This window comes from Geoalkalibacter subterraneus, assembly GCF_000827125.1.
Classification (GTDB): Bacteria; Desulfobacterota; Desulfuromonadia; order Desulfuromonadales; family Geoalkalibacteraceae; genus Geoalkalibacter_A; species Geoalkalibacter_A subterraneus.
The window spans coordinates 670,312-686,543 of sequence record NZ_CP010311.1; the positions used below are offsets into that span (position 1 = coordinate 670,312).

Genomic DNA, 16,232 nt, shown 5'->3' on the forward strand with positions numbered 1-16,232 from the left:
TGCGCTGTGAATTCCTCTCCCCCCTGGAAGGGAGGGGATCGTTATCTATAATTTAACCACATAAGTGGCGGCCATGCGATCATGGAGCCCCTGTTTTTCCGGGTCGATGGCGACGAGCAGAAAACCCAGGCCGAAAAAGAGCGCTGCGAGGAATTTGCCGACCACTTCGCGCCAGAAAGCCCGCAAAAAGCCGATGTCGGCAAAATCCGTTTTCACCACTTTGATGCGGAGTGCCATTTTGCCCGGTGTCTGGCCGCAATAGCCAGTGAAAAATACCTTGTATGTCTGCCATAGCGCGAAATTGAACATTCCGAAAATAAACATGTTCAGGACGCGATCAGGCGAGTCGACGATCAGGGCATGGACAGACAGGTCGAGAAGCCCTCCCAGGATCCCCTGGGTGAGACTGATCAGAAAGGTGTCGATCAGTGCGGCAAGGGTCCGCAGCCAGAAGCCGGCCTTCTGAATCGACGCCTGGTGATGGGCATAATCGACCCCCTTGCGGATTTCCTGGGATGACGGCGGCTCTGCTGAATTCTGCACGCCTCTTTCCGTGTTCGTACCCGGCCAGGTAAAATTCTCGTGGCAGCGGGGGCAGGTCGCGCGCGCCGCGCCCTGGGGCAGTCGTTCGGTGGGCACACGGCGGGTGAAGCCGCACTGGGGGCAAGTGATGGTGGTGATTGGAGTCGACACGGAATCTCGCTTATTCTTGCGCATCCGGGGATGCAGAGGTCCTGCAGATCGAAAGAGGATCAACCCATCAGGGTTGCCATGATCGCTTTCTGCACGTGAAGGCGGTTTTCCGCTTCATCGAAGATGATCGAATGCGGTCCTTCCATCACCTCATCAGTGATCTCCTCGTCGCGGTGAGCCGGCAGGCAGTGCAGGACCAGGGAGTCAGGTGCCGCGTAGTCGAGCAGCGCCTGGTTGATCTGGAAGTCACGGAAAGCTTCGGCACGCTCGCGCTGCTCGCTCTCCTGGCCCATGCTGGCCCACACATCGGTGTTGAGGATATGGGCACCCTCAGCTGCCTCGACCGGCCGCTGGGTGAGAGTGATGCGGGCCCCCATTTCACGGGCGCGTTCTATGATCTGTGCGTCAGGTGCATAGCCATGCGGCGTTGCGATGCGCAGTTCGAATCCGAAGACCGCTGCAGCATTGATCCACGAATGCGCCATGTTGTTGCCGTCGCCGATCCAGCAGTAAGTCAGGTCGCGCCAGTTGTCGCGGTGTTCGCTGACGGTAAACAGGTCCGCCATCACCTGGCAGGGGTGATAGGAATCGGTCAGGCCGTTGATAATGGGGATCTCGGAGCAGCGGGCCAGTTCCTCCACCGCCGCCTGGGAAAAGGTGCGGATCATGATGCCGTCGACATAGCGCGACATGACGCGCCCGGTATCCTTGATCGGCTCGCCCCGCCCCATCTGGGTGTTGCTGGAGGACAGAAAAAGCGCATGTCCGCCAAGCTGGAACATGCCGACTTCGAAAGAGACGCGGGTGCGGGTGGAACTCTTCTCGAAGATCATGGCCAGGGTCTTGCCCTTGAGCAGATGATGCGCTTCGCCGCGCTTCTGCTTGTCCTTGAGTTCACGGGTCAGATTGAAGATCTGTTCCAGTTCATCCCGGCTCCAGTCGGTGAGGCAGAGAAAGTCTTTGTTCACGATAAATCTCCCGAAAAGACATTTTGAACCACAGAGGGCACGGAGGGCACAGAGGAAAATCGGAGAAAATCAAAAACGTTAGAAAACTCTGTGTTCCCTGTGCTTTATCTCAGAACCTTCTCTGTGTGCTCCGTGATCTCTGTGGTGAATGCTTTTATTATTTGTATTCCTGAAGAACGCTGTCAAGGATGCCCATGGCCTCGTCGATTTCATCCTTCGTCACGATGAGCGGTGGCAGAAAGCGCAGCACTTTGCCGACAGTGCAGTTGATCAGCAGCCCCTTGGCAAGGCACTTTTTGACGATCTCGGCTCCCTCGATGGACAACTCCATCCCCAGGATCAGGCCGCGTCCGCGTACCTCGGTCACGAAGGAGTAGCGCTCGCGCAGCTCTTCCAGTCTTTTTCTGACATAGTCGCCCATGGCGCGGCAGTTTTCGAGAACGCCGTCTTCCAGGAGGGTTTTCAGAGCGGCCACGCCGGCAGCGCTGATCAGCGGATTGCCGCCGAAGGTTGATCCATGGCTGCCGGGACCGAGTATCTCGGCGTGCTTTTCCCGGAAGATGGCGGCACCGATCGGGGGACCACCAGCCAGCGCCTTGGCCAGGGTCATGATATCCGGCTCAACGCCATCGTGCTGGTAAGCGAACAGGGTGCCGGTGCGACCGCAGCCGACCTGCACTTCGTCGAATACCAGCAGCATGTCGTGTTCGTCGCACAGGGCGCGCACATCGCGCAGATAGCCTTCGGGGGGCAGGTTGACACCGCCCTCTCCCTGCACCGGTTCCAGCATGACGGCGCAGGTGTGCTCATTCAGAGCCGCGCGCATGGCGCCGATGTCGCCAAAGGGGACATAGCGGAAGCCGGGGACAACCGGCTCGAAGCCGACGCGCACCTTGTCCTGCCCGGTGGCGCTGATGGTGCCGAGGGTGCGGCCGTGAAAGGAGGCCAGGGCGGTAATGACCTCGAAGCGCTCTTTGCCGTGTACCTGCTGGCTGTATTTACGCACCAGCTTCATGGCCGCTTCGTTGGCCTCGGCGCCCGAATTGCAGAAAAACACGCGATCGCCGAAGCTGTTGCTGCACAGCAGTTCGGCCAGCTCGATCTGCTGCGGAATATGATAAAAGTTGGAGACATGCAGCAGCTCGGCGGCCTGCTTCTGCAGGGCGGAGACGACGCGCGGATGGCAGTGCCCAAGATTGTTGACCGCGACCCCGGCGAGAAAATCCAGATAGCTTTTGCCGTCCACGTCCCACAGCCGGCACCCTTCGCCGCGCTGTGCCACCAGGGGGAAGCGGGCGTAGGTTGCGGCGATGTGGATTTCGCCACGTGCAATCCATTCGGAAGAAACACTCATGCTGAAAATCCTGTCAACGAGAGGTGTTGAAAATCTGAGTGACGTCAGGTTGTATCTCAGTCAAAGCGGGCGACGGCGGTACCCACCCCCTTGTCGGTGAAAATCTCCAACAGGCAGGCATGAACCATGCGCCCGTCGATGATGTGCGCCTTGTGAACGCCCTCGCTCACGGCGTCGACGCAACAGTTGACCTTGGGAATCATGCCGCCGGTGATGGTGCCGTCATTGATCAGGTCCGGCACCCGGTCGACATCGATCGTGGAGATCAACTTTTCATCCTTGCCTTTGACCCCCTCCACATCGGTCAGCAGAATCAGCTTTTCCGCCCGCAGGGCGCCGGCGATGCGGCCGGCCACCAGGTCGGCGTTGATATTGTAGGTTTCCCCGTTGAGGCCGACCCCGATAGGTGCGATCACCGGGATGAAATTGTTTTGCTCCAGTGAATCGATAATATCCGGATTGACCGTCTCGACTTCACCCACATGGCCGATGTCGATGATTTCAGGGGTGAGGGTGTCGGGGTTGACCTGGGTCATTTCCATCTTGCGCGCCACGATCAGGTTGCCGTCCTTGCCGGTGAGTCCCACCGCCCTGCCGCCGTGGCGGTTGATGTTGTTGACGATCTCCTTGTTGACCTGGCCGCCGAGAACCATTTCCACGATGTCCATGGTTTCGCGGTCGGTGACGCGCATCCCCTGGACGAAATGGGAATCCTTGCCGATCGCCTTGAGCATACGGCCGATCTGCGGCCCTCCGCCATGGACCACCACCGGGTTGAGGCCGATGTATTTCATCAGGATGATGTCCTTGGCGAAGCTCTCCTTGAGCTTCTCCTCCACCATGGCGTTACCGCCGTACTTGATGACGATGGTGGCGCCGTAGAAGCGCTTGATCCAGGGCAGCGCCTCCAGCAGCACATTAGCCTTCGCGATAAGTTCCTGCATAAAAACCCCTGTTTTTTTATAGCCGCCAAGACGCTGAGACGCGAAGAAAATCTTTTTCCCTTGAACTCCTCCCCCAGCGGGGGGAGGCTGGGAGGGGGGAGCCTGAGCTGCTGCCCGGACCTCCCCCACCCTAACCCTCCCGCTGGGGGAGGGGACGATTCCGGTATGTTTTTCTTCGCGCTCTTAGCGTCTTAGTGGCCAACCCCCCTAAAGAATATACCGCGAAAGGTCTTCGTCCTTGACGATATCGGCCAGTTTTTCTTTCACGTAATCGGCATTGATCTCGATACGCTTTTCGCTCAACTCCGGTGCACGGAAGCTCAGGTCGTCGAGCATTTTTTCAACGATGGTGTGCAGGCGTCGGGCGCCGATGTTCTCGGTGCGTTCGTTCACGACCTGGGCTGTGCGGGCGATTTCATGGATAGAGTCGGTCTGGAACACCAGTTCGATCCCCTCCGTTGCCAGCAGGGCGGAATACTGCCGCGTCAGGGCGTTTTTCGGCTCGGTGAGAATGCGCACGAATTCCGCTTCTCCGAGGCTGTCGAGTTCCACCCGGATCGGAAAGCGCCCCTGCAACTCAGGAATCAGGTCTGAGGGCTTACTCATGTGAAAAGCACCGGCGGCAACGAACAGGATGTGGTCGGTCTTGACCGGCCCGTACTTGGTGTTGACCGTACTGCCTTCGACGATGGGCAGGATGTCGCGCTGCACGCCTTCGCGCGAGACGTCGGGGCCGCGCCCGTGCTCGGAGCTGGCCACCTTGTCGATCTCGTCGATGAAAATGATGCCGCTCTGCTCGACCCGCTCCTTGGCGAGGGTCTTGACCTTGTCCATGTCGACCAGGCGCTCGGCTTCGCTCTCTATAAGAATTTCACGCGCTTCGCGCACCTTGACCCGTCGCCGCTTGGTCTTCTTGGGGAACAGGTTGCCAAACATCTCCTTGAAGCTGGAGCCCATTTCCTCCATCCCCTGCGGCGTGAACACCTCCATGGACGGGGCCTTGGAAACTTCGGCCTCGACTTCGACCATGCGGTCGTCAAGTTCGCCCATGCGCAGCAGGCGGCGCATTTTGTCGCGGGTACTCTGTTTGCTTTCATCGCCTCCTTCGTCGGCGGCGCGCACCGAGCTGCCTTCTCCGGGGAGAAGCAGGTCAAGGAGCTTGTCTTCAGCCAGGTCCTCGGCCTTGAGGCGCACGCTTTCGGCTTCTTCCTCGCGCACCATGATGACGGCCAGTTCCACCAGGTCGCGCACCATGCTCTCCACGTCGCGTCCCACATAGCCGACTTCGGTAAATTTGCTGGCCTCCACCTTGATGAAGGGGGCCTGAGCAAGCTTGGCCAGGCGGCGGGCGATTTCGGTTTTGCCGACACCGGTGGGGCCGATCATGATGATGTTTTTCGGCGCGATCTCGTCGCGCAGATCGGGGTCGACCTGCTGGCGGCGCCAGCGATTGCGCAGTGCGATCGCAACGGCGCGTTTGGCAGCCTGCTGGCCGACGATGTAGCGGTCGAGTTCGGAAACGATCTCTCTCGGGGTAAAATTATTCACGACAGGGTCTCCAGCTTGATCTGGTCGTTGGTGTAAATGCAGATGTCAGCCGCGATCTTCATGGCCTTCTCGGCAATGTCGGCGGCATCCATGTCAGTGTTGTGCACCAGTGCCCGGGCTGCTGCAAGAGCATAGGATCCGCCCGAACCGATGGCTGCAATACCGTCGTCGGGCTCGATCACGTCGCCGGTGCCGGAGAGCACCAGTATACTCTCCTTGTCGGCGACCAGCAGCAGGGCTTCCAGGCGACGCAGTACCCGGTCGGTGCGCCAGTCCTTGGCCAGGGCCACAGCAGCGCGGGTCAGGTTGCCGCCCGCTTCCTGCAGCTTGCCTTCGAATTTTTCAAACAGGGTAAAAGCATCCGCGGCGCTGCCGGCAAAGCCGGCCAGGATTTTGCCGTCATTCATCGTACGGACTTTGCAGGCGGAATGCTTCATGACGGTATTACCCAGACTGACCTGACCGTCGCCGGCCATGGCCACTGAATTGTTTTTACGAACGCAGAGGATGGTGGTTGCGTGAAACATAGGAAGCTCCCATCAAAAAATGCGGCCAAGCCGCAGAAAAATACCGTGAATATAACACAGCGCCCCGATAAGACAAAGAAAAATGCCGGGTTGCGAAGTGAAGCGAGTACTCAGATCGGTAGGGTGATCGAGGCGGTGGTTCCCCGTCCGGGTTCGCTTTCCAGGGAGAGGTTGCCGCCCAGTCGGTGCACGAAGCGGCGCGCGTAATAAAGCCCCAGGCCGAAACCGCGAACCTGCCGGTCCGCTGCGGATCGACCTGGTAGAACTTCTCGAACACTTTGGGGATCTCTTCTCGTGCCATGCCGATGCCGTCGTCCTGGACCTGGATGCGCAGTTGGTGCTGGCCCTGCTCCGCACGAATGCTGACATGTCCCTCTTCGCGGGAAAATTTGATGGCATTGTCGATCAGGGCGTGCAGGGCGAAGCGCATGTGCTCGCGATCGGCGCGCACGGTGGGAAAACCTGCCGGGAAATCGGTCTCGATGCTGATGCTGCGCTCCCGGGCGCGCGGCATCAACTCCGTCACCAGCACACGCGTCAATTCATCGAGGGCAATATCACCGGCTTGGGGGGCGTTTTCTTTCAAGATAATGTTGGAGAAAGAGAGCAGATCCTGGATGAGACCCTCCAGGTAGGCCGACTCCTCAAGGATCATTTTCAGGGTTTTCTGAAAGGCCGGGTCATTGGTTTCTCCAATGCCGTGGGCCAGATTCTGAATGAAGAGGGAAATGGCGGTCGTGGGAGTTTTGAGCTTGTGGGAGATGAGACCGAGAAATTCTGTCTTGAGCCGATCCATGCGCTTGAGGTCGACCAGCTCTTCCTTCATCGCCTTGCGCTCGATGACCTTCTCTACGGTGGTGCGCAGCTGCAGCAGGTTGATCGGTTTGGTGATGAAGTCGTCGGCGTCGGCCTTGAGAGCCTTCAGGATGACGTCTTTGTCAGCATAGCCGGTCATGACAACCACCGGTTGGGTGGGCTGACGCTCCTTGATCCGGTGAAGCAGTTCAAGCCCACTCATGCGCGGCATCATGACATCGGTCAGCACGACCTCAACCGGGGTGGAATCAAGAATGTTGAGCGCCTGCTCCCCGGAGCCGGCCTCTACGATACGGTACCCCTTGAGAACCTTGGCGCAGAGGTCGCGTATGATCGGCTCGTCATCGACCAACAGGAGAGTGTGCTGTGCTGTGTTCAGGCCCGATTCGAGATCCATCGCTACGCTGTGTCTCCCACTTATTTATTTCAAGGGCGGCGTGAACATGGCCATAAGAACAACCGGCTCCTGTCCCTCGTTTTTCAGGCCATGAGGGATCCCCGGCGGTGCGGTGCCGCAGGTGCCGGACCCGTACTCGATTTTTTCCTCTCCCATGGTGCAGACCGCCTGTCCGGAGAGAATGTGGAAGGTTTCGGTCTGGGAGTCATGAGTGTGGACGAAGATTTCGCCGCCCGGTTCAAGTCTGCCAAGGTGGACGGAGAGAGCCGGATTGACTGCAGCGGTGACGAGATCACGCAGATGATAGTCCTTGTGCTTCGGATGTGTGTATTCCGCCTGCTCGGCAGCTTTGACCGTGGTTCCCTGCATGCAATGTTTCCTTTCATTCTCAGGAAAGTTGTTGGGCAATGATCCCTTCAGCAGCCGCGAGGGCATCATCGAGCTTTTCAGGTCGGCTGCCGCCGGCCTGGGCCAGGTCGGGGCGTCCGCCTCCACCACCGCCGACAATAGCCGCCAGCTCCTTGATCAGGCGTCCGGCCTGCAGACGGTCGGTCAGATCCTTGCTGACCGCCACCAGCAGGTTGGCCTTGCCGCCGCTCTCGCAGGCGAGAATCGCAACGCCGGAACCGAGCTTGTCCCGCACCTGGTCGGAAAATTCGCGCAGCCCCTTGCCGTCGACCCCCTCAACGCGGGTGGCGAGATAGCGCACGCCGGAAACCTCGCGCACATTGGACAGAAGTTCGCCGGAGCGTTCGGCGTTGAGCTTGTCGCGCAGCGATTCGAGTTCGCGCTCCATTTCCTTCTGGCGTTCGATCATCTTCTGCAGGCGGCTCTCCATCTGGCGTGGGTCGCTTTTGATCAATGCCGCCACGCGCTCGATCGCCTCCTGCTGCTGCTGCACGATCTCTACCGCTTTTTCGCCGGTGACGGCCTCGATGCGCCGCACCCCGGCGGCGATGCCGGTCTCCTGCAGGATCTTGAACAGGCCGATGTCGCCGGCGGCCCGGGTGTGAGTGCCACCGCACAGCTCCATGCTGAAGTCTCCAACGGACACGACCCGGACCCGTTCGCCGTACTTTTCGCCGAACAGGGCCGTGGCGCCGGCCCTGATGGCCTGCTCCGCTTCCATCTCCTCGCTGGCGACCGCTTCGTTTTCGCGGATGCGGCGGTTGACTTCCTGCTCCACGCGGGAAATCTCTTCTTCACTCATAGCGGAAAAATGCGTGAAGTCAAACCGTAGCCGCTCAGGTGTGACAAGCGAGCCCGCCTGCTTGACATGATCGCCGAGAATATCGATCAGCACCGCCTGCAGGATATGGGTTGCGGTGTGATTGCGGGCCGTGGCGGAACGCGCAGCGCCGTCCACCTTCATTTCAACCGTGTCGCCTTCGCGCAGCAGTCCCTCGGTGATTTCGCCCTGGTGTACGATGAGATCCGGCAGCGGTTTTTGTGTTCCCTTGATGCGCACGCGGGTCTCGCCCGCCGCCATTTCCCCCCTGTCACCGGCCTGACCGCCCGATTCACCGTAGAAGGGCGTTTGCGAGCAGACGATCTGCACCTGTTCTCCGGCCCGGGCTTCATTGACCCTTTCACCGTCTTTGATGATGGCCTGGACCTTGCCGAATCCCTCCAGGCTGCCGTAGCCGCAGAACTCACTGCGAATGCCGCTTTCCACCAATTCGCGCCACACCGCTTCCACGGTTTGCTCGCCCGAGCCTTTCCAGTGCTCGCGGGCCTTGCGACGCTGTTCCTCCATGCAGGACTCGAATCCGGCTTCATCCAAGGTAAATCCTTCGGCCTCGACAATGTCGGCGGTGAGGTCGACCGGGAAGCCGAACGTATCGTACAGGCGGAACACCACTTTGCCGGGGATCTGCTTTTCCCCCTGCCTGCGCAGCCGTTCAACTTCCTCCTGCAGGATGCGCAGGCCGTTGCCCAGGGTCTGAATGAAACGCTCTTCTTCATTGCGGGTGACTTTGGCGATGTAGTCGGCACGCTCTTCAAGCTCCGGATATGCCTCGCGCATCATTTCGATGACACGTCCCCCGGCTTTGTAGAGCATCGGTTCCTCGAAACCGAGCATCTTGGCGTGGCGCGCGGCGCGGCGCATGATGCGACGCAGGACATAGCCGCGCCCTTCGTTGGAAGGAAGCACCCCGTCGCCGATGAGAAAGACGGTGGCGCGGGCGTGGTCGGCAATGACGCGCATGGAGACGTCGCTGTCCTTGTCGTCGCCGTAGCGCTTGCCGGCCAGTTCGGCTACAAAATCGATGATGCCGCGCAGCAGGTCGGTGTCGTAGTTGGATTTGACCCCCTGCAGCACGGTGGCAATACGTTCGAGTCCCATGCCGGTGTCCACCGAAGGTTTGGGCAGCGGAGTCAGGGTACCGCCGGCGTCGCGGTCGAACTGCATGAAGACGTTGTTCCAGATCTCCATATAGCGGTCGCAGTCGCAACCCACCGCGCAATCGGGGCTGCCGCAGCCGACTTCCGGGCCGTTGTCCCAGAAGATTTCGCTGCAGGGCCCGCAGGGGCCGGTATCGCCCATGGACCAGAAGTTGTCCTTCTCCCCGAAACGGAAGATCCGCTCGCGCGGCACCCCTTCCTGCTGGTGCCAGATGTCGGCGGCTTCATCGTCTTCGGTGTAGACCGTGACGTAGAGTTTGTCCTTGTCGAGGTTGAGGTCTTTGGTGAGAAACTCCCAGGCGAAGGCGATAGCTTCCTTCTTGAAATAATCGCCGAAGGAGAAATTACCGAGCATCTCGAAGAAGGTGTGATGGCGGGCGGTGCGGCCGACGTTCTCCAGGTCGTTGTGCTTGCCGCCGGCGCGTACGCACTTCTGGCTGGATGCAGCCCGAACATAGGGACGCTTTTCGCGGCCCAGAAAGCAGTCCTTGAACTGGTTCATCCCCGCATTGGTAAACAGCAGGGTGGGATCGTTGTGCGGAACCAGCGAGGAGGAGGGCACCACCGTATGGCCGCGGTCCTCGAAGAATTTCAGAAAACGTGCGCGAATGTCGTTGCCGGTCATCATGTCGGTCCGTGTGTGCCTTTCTTGTGATTTGTCGAATCGTAACTGGGCATGCTGAACAGCTACGTCGAATCTTTATGGCGATGTTGTCTCGGTTTCTCTGAGAATAGCGAGAATCAGATCCAATGAAAAGCCGCGCCGCTGGAAAAAGGCCATGACGCGACGTTTTTCGCGGTCGTCTGCCTGGTGATACTTAAACCTGGGGAAGCGGCGTGCCAGCAGATTGCGGGCGACCTGTTCGGGCGGCTGTTCGTGCTGTGCCTTGTCAATGGCGTCACGCGCTCTTTCCGCCCCGATTCCCCGGCGCTGCAGATCAAGCTCGATCCGGCGTCCGACCCCGCGGCCGTCGCGCAGCATGGCGCGGGCGCGCTCCTCGGCAAAGCGGCGGTCGTTGAGATAGCCCAGTTCGCGGCAGCGCTCAATGACGGCGGCAGTCCGCTCTTCATCGTAGCCGCGATTGTGCAGATCGCGCGTCAACTCCGCCGTAGAGCGGTCGCGCCTTCCCAGCAGCCGCAGGGCTGCCGCCATGGGATCAGAATCTTTCGATTTGCGGGTCTTCTCCATTTTCTCCGGAGGCGTCGCTTTCGTCGCTGTCGTCCTCTTTTTCGAAATCGTCCCAGCTCAGATCCGAAGTGGAGGATATCCCCGACATCTTGAGTTTGAAATCATCCGGGTTGGAGGACTGGCGCAGCGCTTCGTCAAAGGTGATGAGCTTTTTCTTGAGCAGCGCCATCAGCGATTGATCAAAGGTCTGCATGCCGTAGGAGACAAAGCCCTGCTGGATGGCATCACGCAGCAGGCGCGTCTTGTCCTTGTCCTCCATCAGTTCGCGGGTGCGCGCCGTGCTGACCAGGACTTCGACCGCCGGCACGCGCCCCTTGCCGTCGGCGCGCGGCACCAGCCGCTGCGAGACAACCCCCTTGAGAACGCTGGCCAGCTGGATGCGGATCTGGCGCTGTTGATACGGGGGAAACACCGACACGATGCGGTTGATGGTCTCCGGCGCATCGATGGTATGCAGGGTGGAGAGCACCAGGTGTCCCGTTTCCGCAGCGGTCAGGGCGGTTTCGATCGTTTCGTAGTCGCGCATCTCCCCGACCAGGATGACATCGGGATCCTGGCGCAGCGCGCTTTTCAGGGCCACATCGAAACCTTCGGTGTCGAAGCCCACTTCACGCTGATTGACGATGCTGCGCTTGTCGCGATGCAGGTATTCGATCGGATCCTCGATGGTGACGATATGGCTGGTGCGGGAGCTGTTGATATAATCGATCATCGCTGCCAGCGTGGTCGATTTCCCCGAACCGGTGGCACCGGTCACCAGCACCAGGCCGCGCTGCTCCTCGCCGATTTTCTTGAGCACGCCGGGCAGCTGCAGCTCATCGAGGTTCTGCACCTTGAAGGGGATGACGCGGAAAACCATGGAAACGGAGCCGCGCTGCCGGAATACGTTGACGCGGAAGCGGCCCAGTCCCGGCACTCCGTAGGCCAGGTCGACCTCATGCACCTCTTCGAAATGTGCCTTCTGAGATGCGTTCATCACGCCGTCGGCCATCTTGGCGATCTGCTCGGAGATCATGCGCGGCGCGTTGGGCAGCGGCTTGAGCGCACCGTCGATGCGGTAGACGGGGGGCAGCCCCGCCTTGATGTGAATGTCCGAGGCGCGCGCCCGCAATCCCAGTTTCAGGACTTCGTTGAGGTCCATGGTGATTATTCCTCAGTTTTTTCCGCGGGAGGATTCAGCCCGTAGTGCTCACGCAGACGATCTTCAATGGCCTGGGCCACATCCGGGTGCTCACGCAGGAATGTCTTGGCGTTTTCGCGGCCCTGCCCGATACGCTCGCCGGCGAAGGAATACCAGGAGCCGCTTTTTTCGACGATATCGACATTGGCGCCCAGGTCAACGAGATCCCCCTCGCGGCTGATGCCGGTACCGTACATGATATCGAATTCGGCTTCCTTGAAAGGCGGGGCCACCTTGTTTTTCACCACTTTGACGCGGGTACGGTTGCCGATGGATTCCTGCCCCTGCTTCAGGGCCGCAATGCGGCGGATGTCGAGGCGCACCGAGGAGTAGAACTTGAGCGCATTGCCGCCGGTAGTCGTTTCGGGGTTGCCGAACATGACGCCGATCTTCATGCGGATCTGGTTGATGAAGATGACGCAGGTCTTCGATTTGCTGATCGTGCCGGTGAGTTTGCGCAGGGCCTGCGACATGAGGCGCGCCTGCAGGCCGACGTGGGAATCTCCCATCTCCCCCTCGATTTCGGCGCGCGGAGTCAGCGCCGCGACCGAGTCGACCACCAGGATATCGATAGCGCCGCTGCGCACCATCACTTCGGCGATCTCCAGCGCCTGCTCGCCGGTATCGGGCTGGGACACGAGAATATCGTCGGTCTTGACGCCGAGTTTTTTCGCGTACTGAATGTCGAGAGCGTGCTCGGCATCGACGAAGGCGGCGATGCCCCCTTTTTTCTGGGCCTCGGCGACAATGTGCAGCGCCAGGGTGGTTTTGCCCGATGATTCAGGGCCGTAGATTTCGATAATCCGTCCGCGCGGCACGCCGCCCACCCCCAGGGCGATATCGAGAGAGAGCGCTCCGGTGGGGATCGCTTCGACGCCGGGCAGAGCGACATCTTCGCCAAGGCGCATGATGCTGCCTTTGCCGAATTGTTTTTCGATCTGACCAATGGCCAGGTCAATGGCACGGTTGCGGTTGTCGTCGGCCATATTGGAAAACCTCCAGGTTCATAGCTGTATGTTTATGTGTGATGTTCTTTTTGCGATGAAGTGCCGTTCAGGCCGACCCGGTACAGGGGGGTATGAACGGCCCCTTGCGGGTTCAGGCGGCTATGGTAGAGAATTATTTCGTTGACGTCCAGCGAGCCGCCGCACCAGCTGCGCCCCCAGGCCGGCGGTTTGATTTCTTCCCCGCCCCGCCGTCGGGCGCGAGCGAGAGTGACATGGGGGGTAAACGGCCGCTCTTCCGGCGCGAAACCCTCCCGTCGAAGAGCGCCCTCCAGCCTGCGATGAAGTGCAACGAGAGGTGCCGACGGCTCGAGCCCCAGCCAGAGTACGCGAGGTCGATTCAGTCGCGGAAAGCCGCCCAGCCCCCGAATCTTCACGCTGAACGGGGCATTTAAATCTCCTACCGATAGCATGGATTCGTGAATCCGATCAAGGTCTTCTTCCGGCAGCGCGGCGAAAAAGCGCAGGGTCAGATGGATCTGGTCGTCGGTGCGTACCCAGCGCATTTGCGGGTAGCGGGGTTCGATCCTGCGGCGCAGGTCGCGGATGGCCGCCAGGTTTTTCTCAGAAAGGGGAACCGCGATAAAGGCACGGATCTCAGCCATAGGCTGCGCCCATCACAGAATCAAGACTGACAGGCAGCAGGAGGTGAAATGCGCTGCCGGGCTGCTGCCCGGTGCAGCTTTCCAGCCACACCATGCCGCCATGGGCCTCGACCATCCCCTTGACCAGCGTCAGGCCCAGCCCGACGCCCTTGCCCCCGAAGCGGGTTCTGGAGGTGGAATGGGCGTCGATTTCCCCGATTTCATAAAATTTGTCGAACACGCGAAGATGCTCTCCCGGCTGGATGCCGATGCCGGTGTCGCGCACCGTGATCTGCACCAGGGGCCCGCCGATGGTGTCGCGAAAGAAGTTGGGGGAGAAGGGGGCCAGGGCCGATCTTTCGGCCTGGACTTCGGCAAAGCAGCGCAAGCGACTGTGCACGGCAATCTCACCGCCGGACGGTGTGTATTTGACGGCATTTTCCATCAGTCGGCTCAGGGTTCGCTTGAGATGGAACGCGTCGCCGGTGAGTTCAAGGGGATGGGGCGGGGGCTGTAAATCAAAGGAGAGCTGCCGTTGAGAAAGAACAGAGCTGAATTCATCCCCCAGGTTGCGCAGCAAAACGGCCAGATCCACCTTTTCGCGGGCCAGGTAAAGGGAGTTGGTCTCCAGGCGGGCGGCTTCCAGCATGTCGCGTACAATGGTGTCGAGGCGCTGCGCGCCCTGCAGCACGGCATCGAAGAGCTGAACCTCGTCGGGCGGCAGGCGGCCGGCGAGGTTGTCACGCAGAAACTGGGTGCCTGAAATCACGCAGGTCAGCGGGGTGCGCAGCTCGTGGGACGCCAACGCCATGAAATTGCTCTTCATCCGCTCCAGGCGTTTAAGTTCCCGGTTGTGGTCCTGGACCCGGGTCAGATTGTCGCTTAGCTTGCGGCGTGAGCGTTGCAGTTCACGGTTGCTGGCTTTGGTCAGCCGGTTCTGCCATTTGAGGGCTTCGAAAAGCTCGGCTCCCTGAATCGCCGTGCCGACCTGGTGGCCGATCGCCATCAGCAGACTGCGCTCATCGTGATTGAGAACGCGTCGATCATGGTTGAATAAAAACAGGACCCCGACAGTCTGCTCCTGGGCTGTCAACGGAATGGCCTGAAAGCCGCGCCAGCCGGCATTACGAATGGCGTGGCTGCGCAGGCGCAGATCGGTTTGGACATCGGCGGAACCCTGCGGGTGTCCGCTGGCCGCCACCCGGCCGGCCAGCCCGAGCCCCGGCGGCACGTTGCGGATATCAGTCAGAACATCGGAGCTGATATTGCGATGGACCGCCAGCTGTAAAGTGGTGCCTTCGTCGCGGACCAGGAAGATGCCACCGCCATGGGCCTCAAGGACGGCAATGACGTCCTCCAGAATGGTCTGCAACAGCTCGTCGAGGCCGCTGCGTCCGGCAATGTTGCGGGCGATCTCATTGAGCAGCACCAGCTCGCGGTTTCTGCGGCGCAGCGCGTTTTCCGCCTGCCGAAAGCGGGTGACATCGCGGATGACGCCGTGCACGATCTGATGCTCACCCAGTTGGCCGAGGCGGGCATGCACCGCGCCGATCAGTTTTTCCCCATCTTTGCGCCGCAGCTGCAACGCAGGCTCCTCGCCGTAGCCGTCACGCATGACGCGGCGCACCAGCCGCAGGTAGCGACGCATCTGGCGGCCGGGAAAAAGAACCGAAAGGGACTGCCTGCGAATCTCCTCCTGGCTGTAGCCCAGCATTCTTTCCCCTTGGGGGTTGACCTGTAAAAGTCTGCCGTCAGTGGGGTCGATGAAAAACAGGGCATCGCCGGCATGGTCGAAGATGTGCTGAAAACGCTTCTGCGCCGCTTCGATCTGCCGCCGCAGATCTTCGTGCTCTTTCTGCAGTTTTTCCGTTTGGGTCTGGAGGTGTTTTTTACAAGGCAAATTTGTTCTAATTGCATCCAGCAGCCGAGCGCCTGCTCCTTGTATTATCGGTCATTCGCAGGTAGTCGAAGACGGCGCGGGGGTTCATGGCGAGCATCCTCATTTTCTGCGCAACGCTGCCGACGCTTTTTGATTTAATCAGACCGACCGCGAAGCGTCGGAGCCGGGTGATGTTTTCCGGCCCATGGCCGGTGCGTATCCGGCTTCGGTCTTCGTCGTAATTCCAGTCAATGATGTAGTGGCAGCTGTTTTCTATGCACCAGTGGTTGCGATTAGTCTTGAGGATGCGCTGGGCGTCGGCCTGCTGCGGTGTGTGGCTGGTGATTCCGTAAACGGTTTCGGTTGAGACTTTCCCGCTCTTTTTGTTGACCCTTTCGCGTTCGACCATGAAAGCCTGACCGACGTGAGGAAAGTCGAGATAGTCGTTGAGCTCGGCGGTGACCCAGATCCTCCGCGTCTCGATCCGGCCATGGTCGGAGTCGACGGTGACAGCGTGAGGTTCTTGGCGGCCATGAAAATACAGGGTGAGGTCTTCGAGAAGCCGGGGCTGATTGCCTTTGACGGTGAAATGGTAATGGGCCTGCCTGTCTTCGACCAGGTAGCGGGCCAATCGGCGTTGCGTCAATAGGGCGTCGGCGCTGATGGTCTTGCCTTCGATGCTGATCGCCTCGAGCAAGGGGATGGCCATTTTGATTTCGTTCGTTTGCTTGACCTCGTCGCTG

At 60.0% G+C, this 16,232-nt stretch carries 15 protein-coding genes; all 15 read right to left on the minus strand.

Annotated elements, in window-relative coordinates; translation table 11 throughout:
• Nucleotides 1-45: 45 nt before the first annotated feature.
• On the minus strand, nucleotides 46-693 hold the full coding sequence (locus GSUB_RS17840) for an RDD family protein (RefSeq protein ID WP_158414034.1): 648 nt from the start codon (nucleotides 691-693) through the stop codon (nucleotides 46-48).
• 59 nt (nucleotides 694-752) lie between these two features.
• Nucleotides 753-1,661: an ornithine carbamoyltransferase gene (gene argF / locus GSUB_RS03040; protein ID WP_040199139.1), complete on the minus strand. Its 909-nt coding sequence runs from the start codon at nucleotides 1,659-1,661 to the stop codon at nucleotides 753-755.
• 157 nt (nucleotides 1,662-1,818) lie between these two features.
• Complete coding sequence (locus tag GSUB_RS03045) at nucleotides 1,819-3,015, minus strand: acetylornithine transaminase (protein ID WP_040199140.1); 1,197 nt, start codon at nucleotides 3,013-3,015, stop codon at nucleotides 1,819-1,821.
• 56 nt (nucleotides 3,016-3,071) lie between these two features.
• Nucleotides 3,072-3,959: an acetylglutamate kinase gene (argB, locus tag GSUB_RS03050; RefSeq protein ID WP_040199141.1), complete on the minus strand. Its 888-nt coding sequence runs from the start codon at nucleotides 3,957-3,959 to the stop codon at nucleotides 3,072-3,074.
• A 207-nt stretch (nucleotides 3,960-4,166) separates the two neighbouring features.
• The gene (gene hslU / locus GSUB_RS03055; RefSeq protein ID WP_040199142.1) at nucleotides 4,167-5,507 is read right to left on the minus strand and encodes an ATP-dependent protease ATPase subunit HslU; all 1,341 of its coding nucleotides are present in this window, start codon (nucleotides 5,505-5,507) and stop codon (nucleotides 4,167-4,169) included.
• Nucleotides 5,504-6,034: an ATP-dependent protease subunit HslV gene (gene hslV / locus GSUB_RS03060; protein ID WP_040199143.1), complete on the minus strand. Its 531-nt coding sequence runs from the start codon at nucleotides 6,032-6,034 to the stop codon at nucleotides 5,504-5,506. Before hslV ends, hslU begins: the two co-directional genes overlap by 4 nt.
• The gene (locus tag GSUB_RS03065) at nucleotides 6,000-7,247 is read right to left on the minus strand and encodes a sensor histidine kinase (protein ID WP_235269900.1); all 1,248 of its coding nucleotides are present in this window, start codon (nucleotides 7,245-7,247) and stop codon (nucleotides 6,000-6,002) included. Before GSUB_RS03065 ends, hslV begins: the two co-directional genes overlap by 35 nt.
• 24 nt (nucleotides 7,248-7,271) lie before the next feature.
• On the minus strand, nucleotides 7,272-7,616 hold the full coding sequence (locus GSUB_RS03070; protein ID WP_040199144.1) for a cupin domain-containing protein: 345 nt from the start codon (nucleotides 7,614-7,616) through the stop codon (nucleotides 7,272-7,274).
• Nucleotides 7,617-7,635: 19 nt separating this feature from the next.
• Nucleotides 7,636-10,278, minus strand: a complete 2,643-nt coding sequence (gene alaS, locus GSUB_RS03075; protein ID WP_040199145.1) for an alanine--tRNA ligase — start codon at nucleotides 10,276-10,278, stop codon at nucleotides 7,636-7,638.
• Between the two features lie 75 nt (nucleotides 10,279-10,353).
• Complete coding sequence (locus tag GSUB_RS03080; protein ID WP_052464440.1) at nucleotides 10,354-10,842, minus strand: regulatory protein RecX; 489 nt, start codon at nucleotides 10,840-10,842, stop codon at nucleotides 10,354-10,356.
• Nucleotides 10,811-11,983, minus strand: coding sequence for a type IV pilus twitching motility protein PilT (locus tag GSUB_RS03085; RefSeq protein WP_040199146.1), 1,173 nt, complete (start codon nucleotides 11,981-11,983; stop codon nucleotides 10,811-10,813). Before GSUB_RS03085 ends, GSUB_RS03080 begins: the two co-directional genes overlap by 32 nt.
• 5 nt (nucleotides 11,984-11,988) lie before the next feature.
• A complete protein-coding gene (gene recA, locus GSUB_RS03090; RefSeq protein WP_040199147.1) occupies nucleotides 11,989-13,008 on the minus strand; it encodes a recombinase RecA in 1,020 nt (339 codons plus the stop codon).
• A 32-nt stretch (nucleotides 13,009-13,040) separates the two neighbouring features.
• Entirely contained in the window at nucleotides 13,041-13,631 is a 591-nt protein-coding gene (gene thpR / locus GSUB_RS03095) for an RNA 2',3'-cyclic phosphodiesterase (protein ID WP_040199148.1), read from the minus strand.
• A complete protein-coding gene (locus GSUB_RS03100) occupies nucleotides 13,624-15,510 on the minus strand; it encodes a sensor histidine kinase (protein WP_040199149.1) in 1,887 nt (628 codons plus the stop codon). The genes thpR and GSUB_RS03100 overlap by 8 nt, the downstream gene beginning before the upstream one ends.
• 7 nt (nucleotides 15,511-15,517) lie before the next feature.
• On the minus strand, nucleotides 15,518-16,198 hold the full coding sequence (locus GSUB_RS03105) for an ISAs1 family transposase (RefSeq protein WP_040199265.1): 681 nt from the start codon (nucleotides 16,196-16,198) through the stop codon (nucleotides 15,518-15,520).
• Nucleotides 16,199-16,232 lie beyond the last annotated feature (34 nt).

Bases quoted from the DNA above. Each gene is read 5' to 3' on its own strand.
- GSUB_RS03045 (WP_040199140.1), bottom strand. From the start codon at position 3,015: ATGAGTGTTTCTTCCGAATGGATTGCACGTGGCGAAATCCACATCGCC.
- argB (WP_040199141.1), bottom strand. From the start codon at position 3,959: ATGCAGGAACTTATCGCGAAGGCTAATGTGCTGCTGGAGGCGCTGCCC.
- hslV (WP_040199143.1), bottom strand. From the start codon at position 6,034: ATGTTTCACGCAACCACCATCCTCTGCGTTCGTAAAAACAATTCAGTG.
- GSUB_RS03065 (WP_235269900.1), bottom strand. From the start codon at position 7,247: ATGGATCTCGAATCGGGCCTGAACACAGCACAGCACACTCTCCTGTTG.
- GSUB_RS03070 (WP_040199144.1), bottom strand. From the start codon at position 7,616: ATGCAGGGAACCACGGTCAAAGCTGCCGAGCAGGCGGAATACACACAT.
- alaS (WP_040199145.1), bottom strand. From the start codon at position 10,278: ATGACCGGCAACGACATTCGCGCACGTTTTCTGAAATTCTTCGAGGAC.
- GSUB_RS03080 (WP_052464440.1), bottom strand. From the start codon at position 10,842: ATGGAGAAGACCCGCAAATCGAAAGATTCTGATCCCATGGCGGCAGCC.
- GSUB_RS03085 (WP_040199146.1), bottom strand. From the start codon at position 11,983: ATGGACCTCAACGAAGTCCTGAAACTGGGATTGCGGGCGCGCGCCTCG.
- recA (WP_040199147.1), bottom strand. From the start codon at position 13,008: ATGGCCGACGACAACCGCAACCGTGCCATTGACCTGGCCATTGGTCAG.
- thpR (WP_040199148.1), bottom strand. From the start codon at position 13,631: ATGGCTGAGATCCGTGCCTTTATCGCGGTTCCCCTTTCTGAGAAAAAC.
- GSUB_RS03105 (WP_040199265.1), bottom strand. From the start codon at position 16,198: ATGGCCATCCCCTTGCTCGAGGCGATCAGCATCGAAGGCAAGACCATC.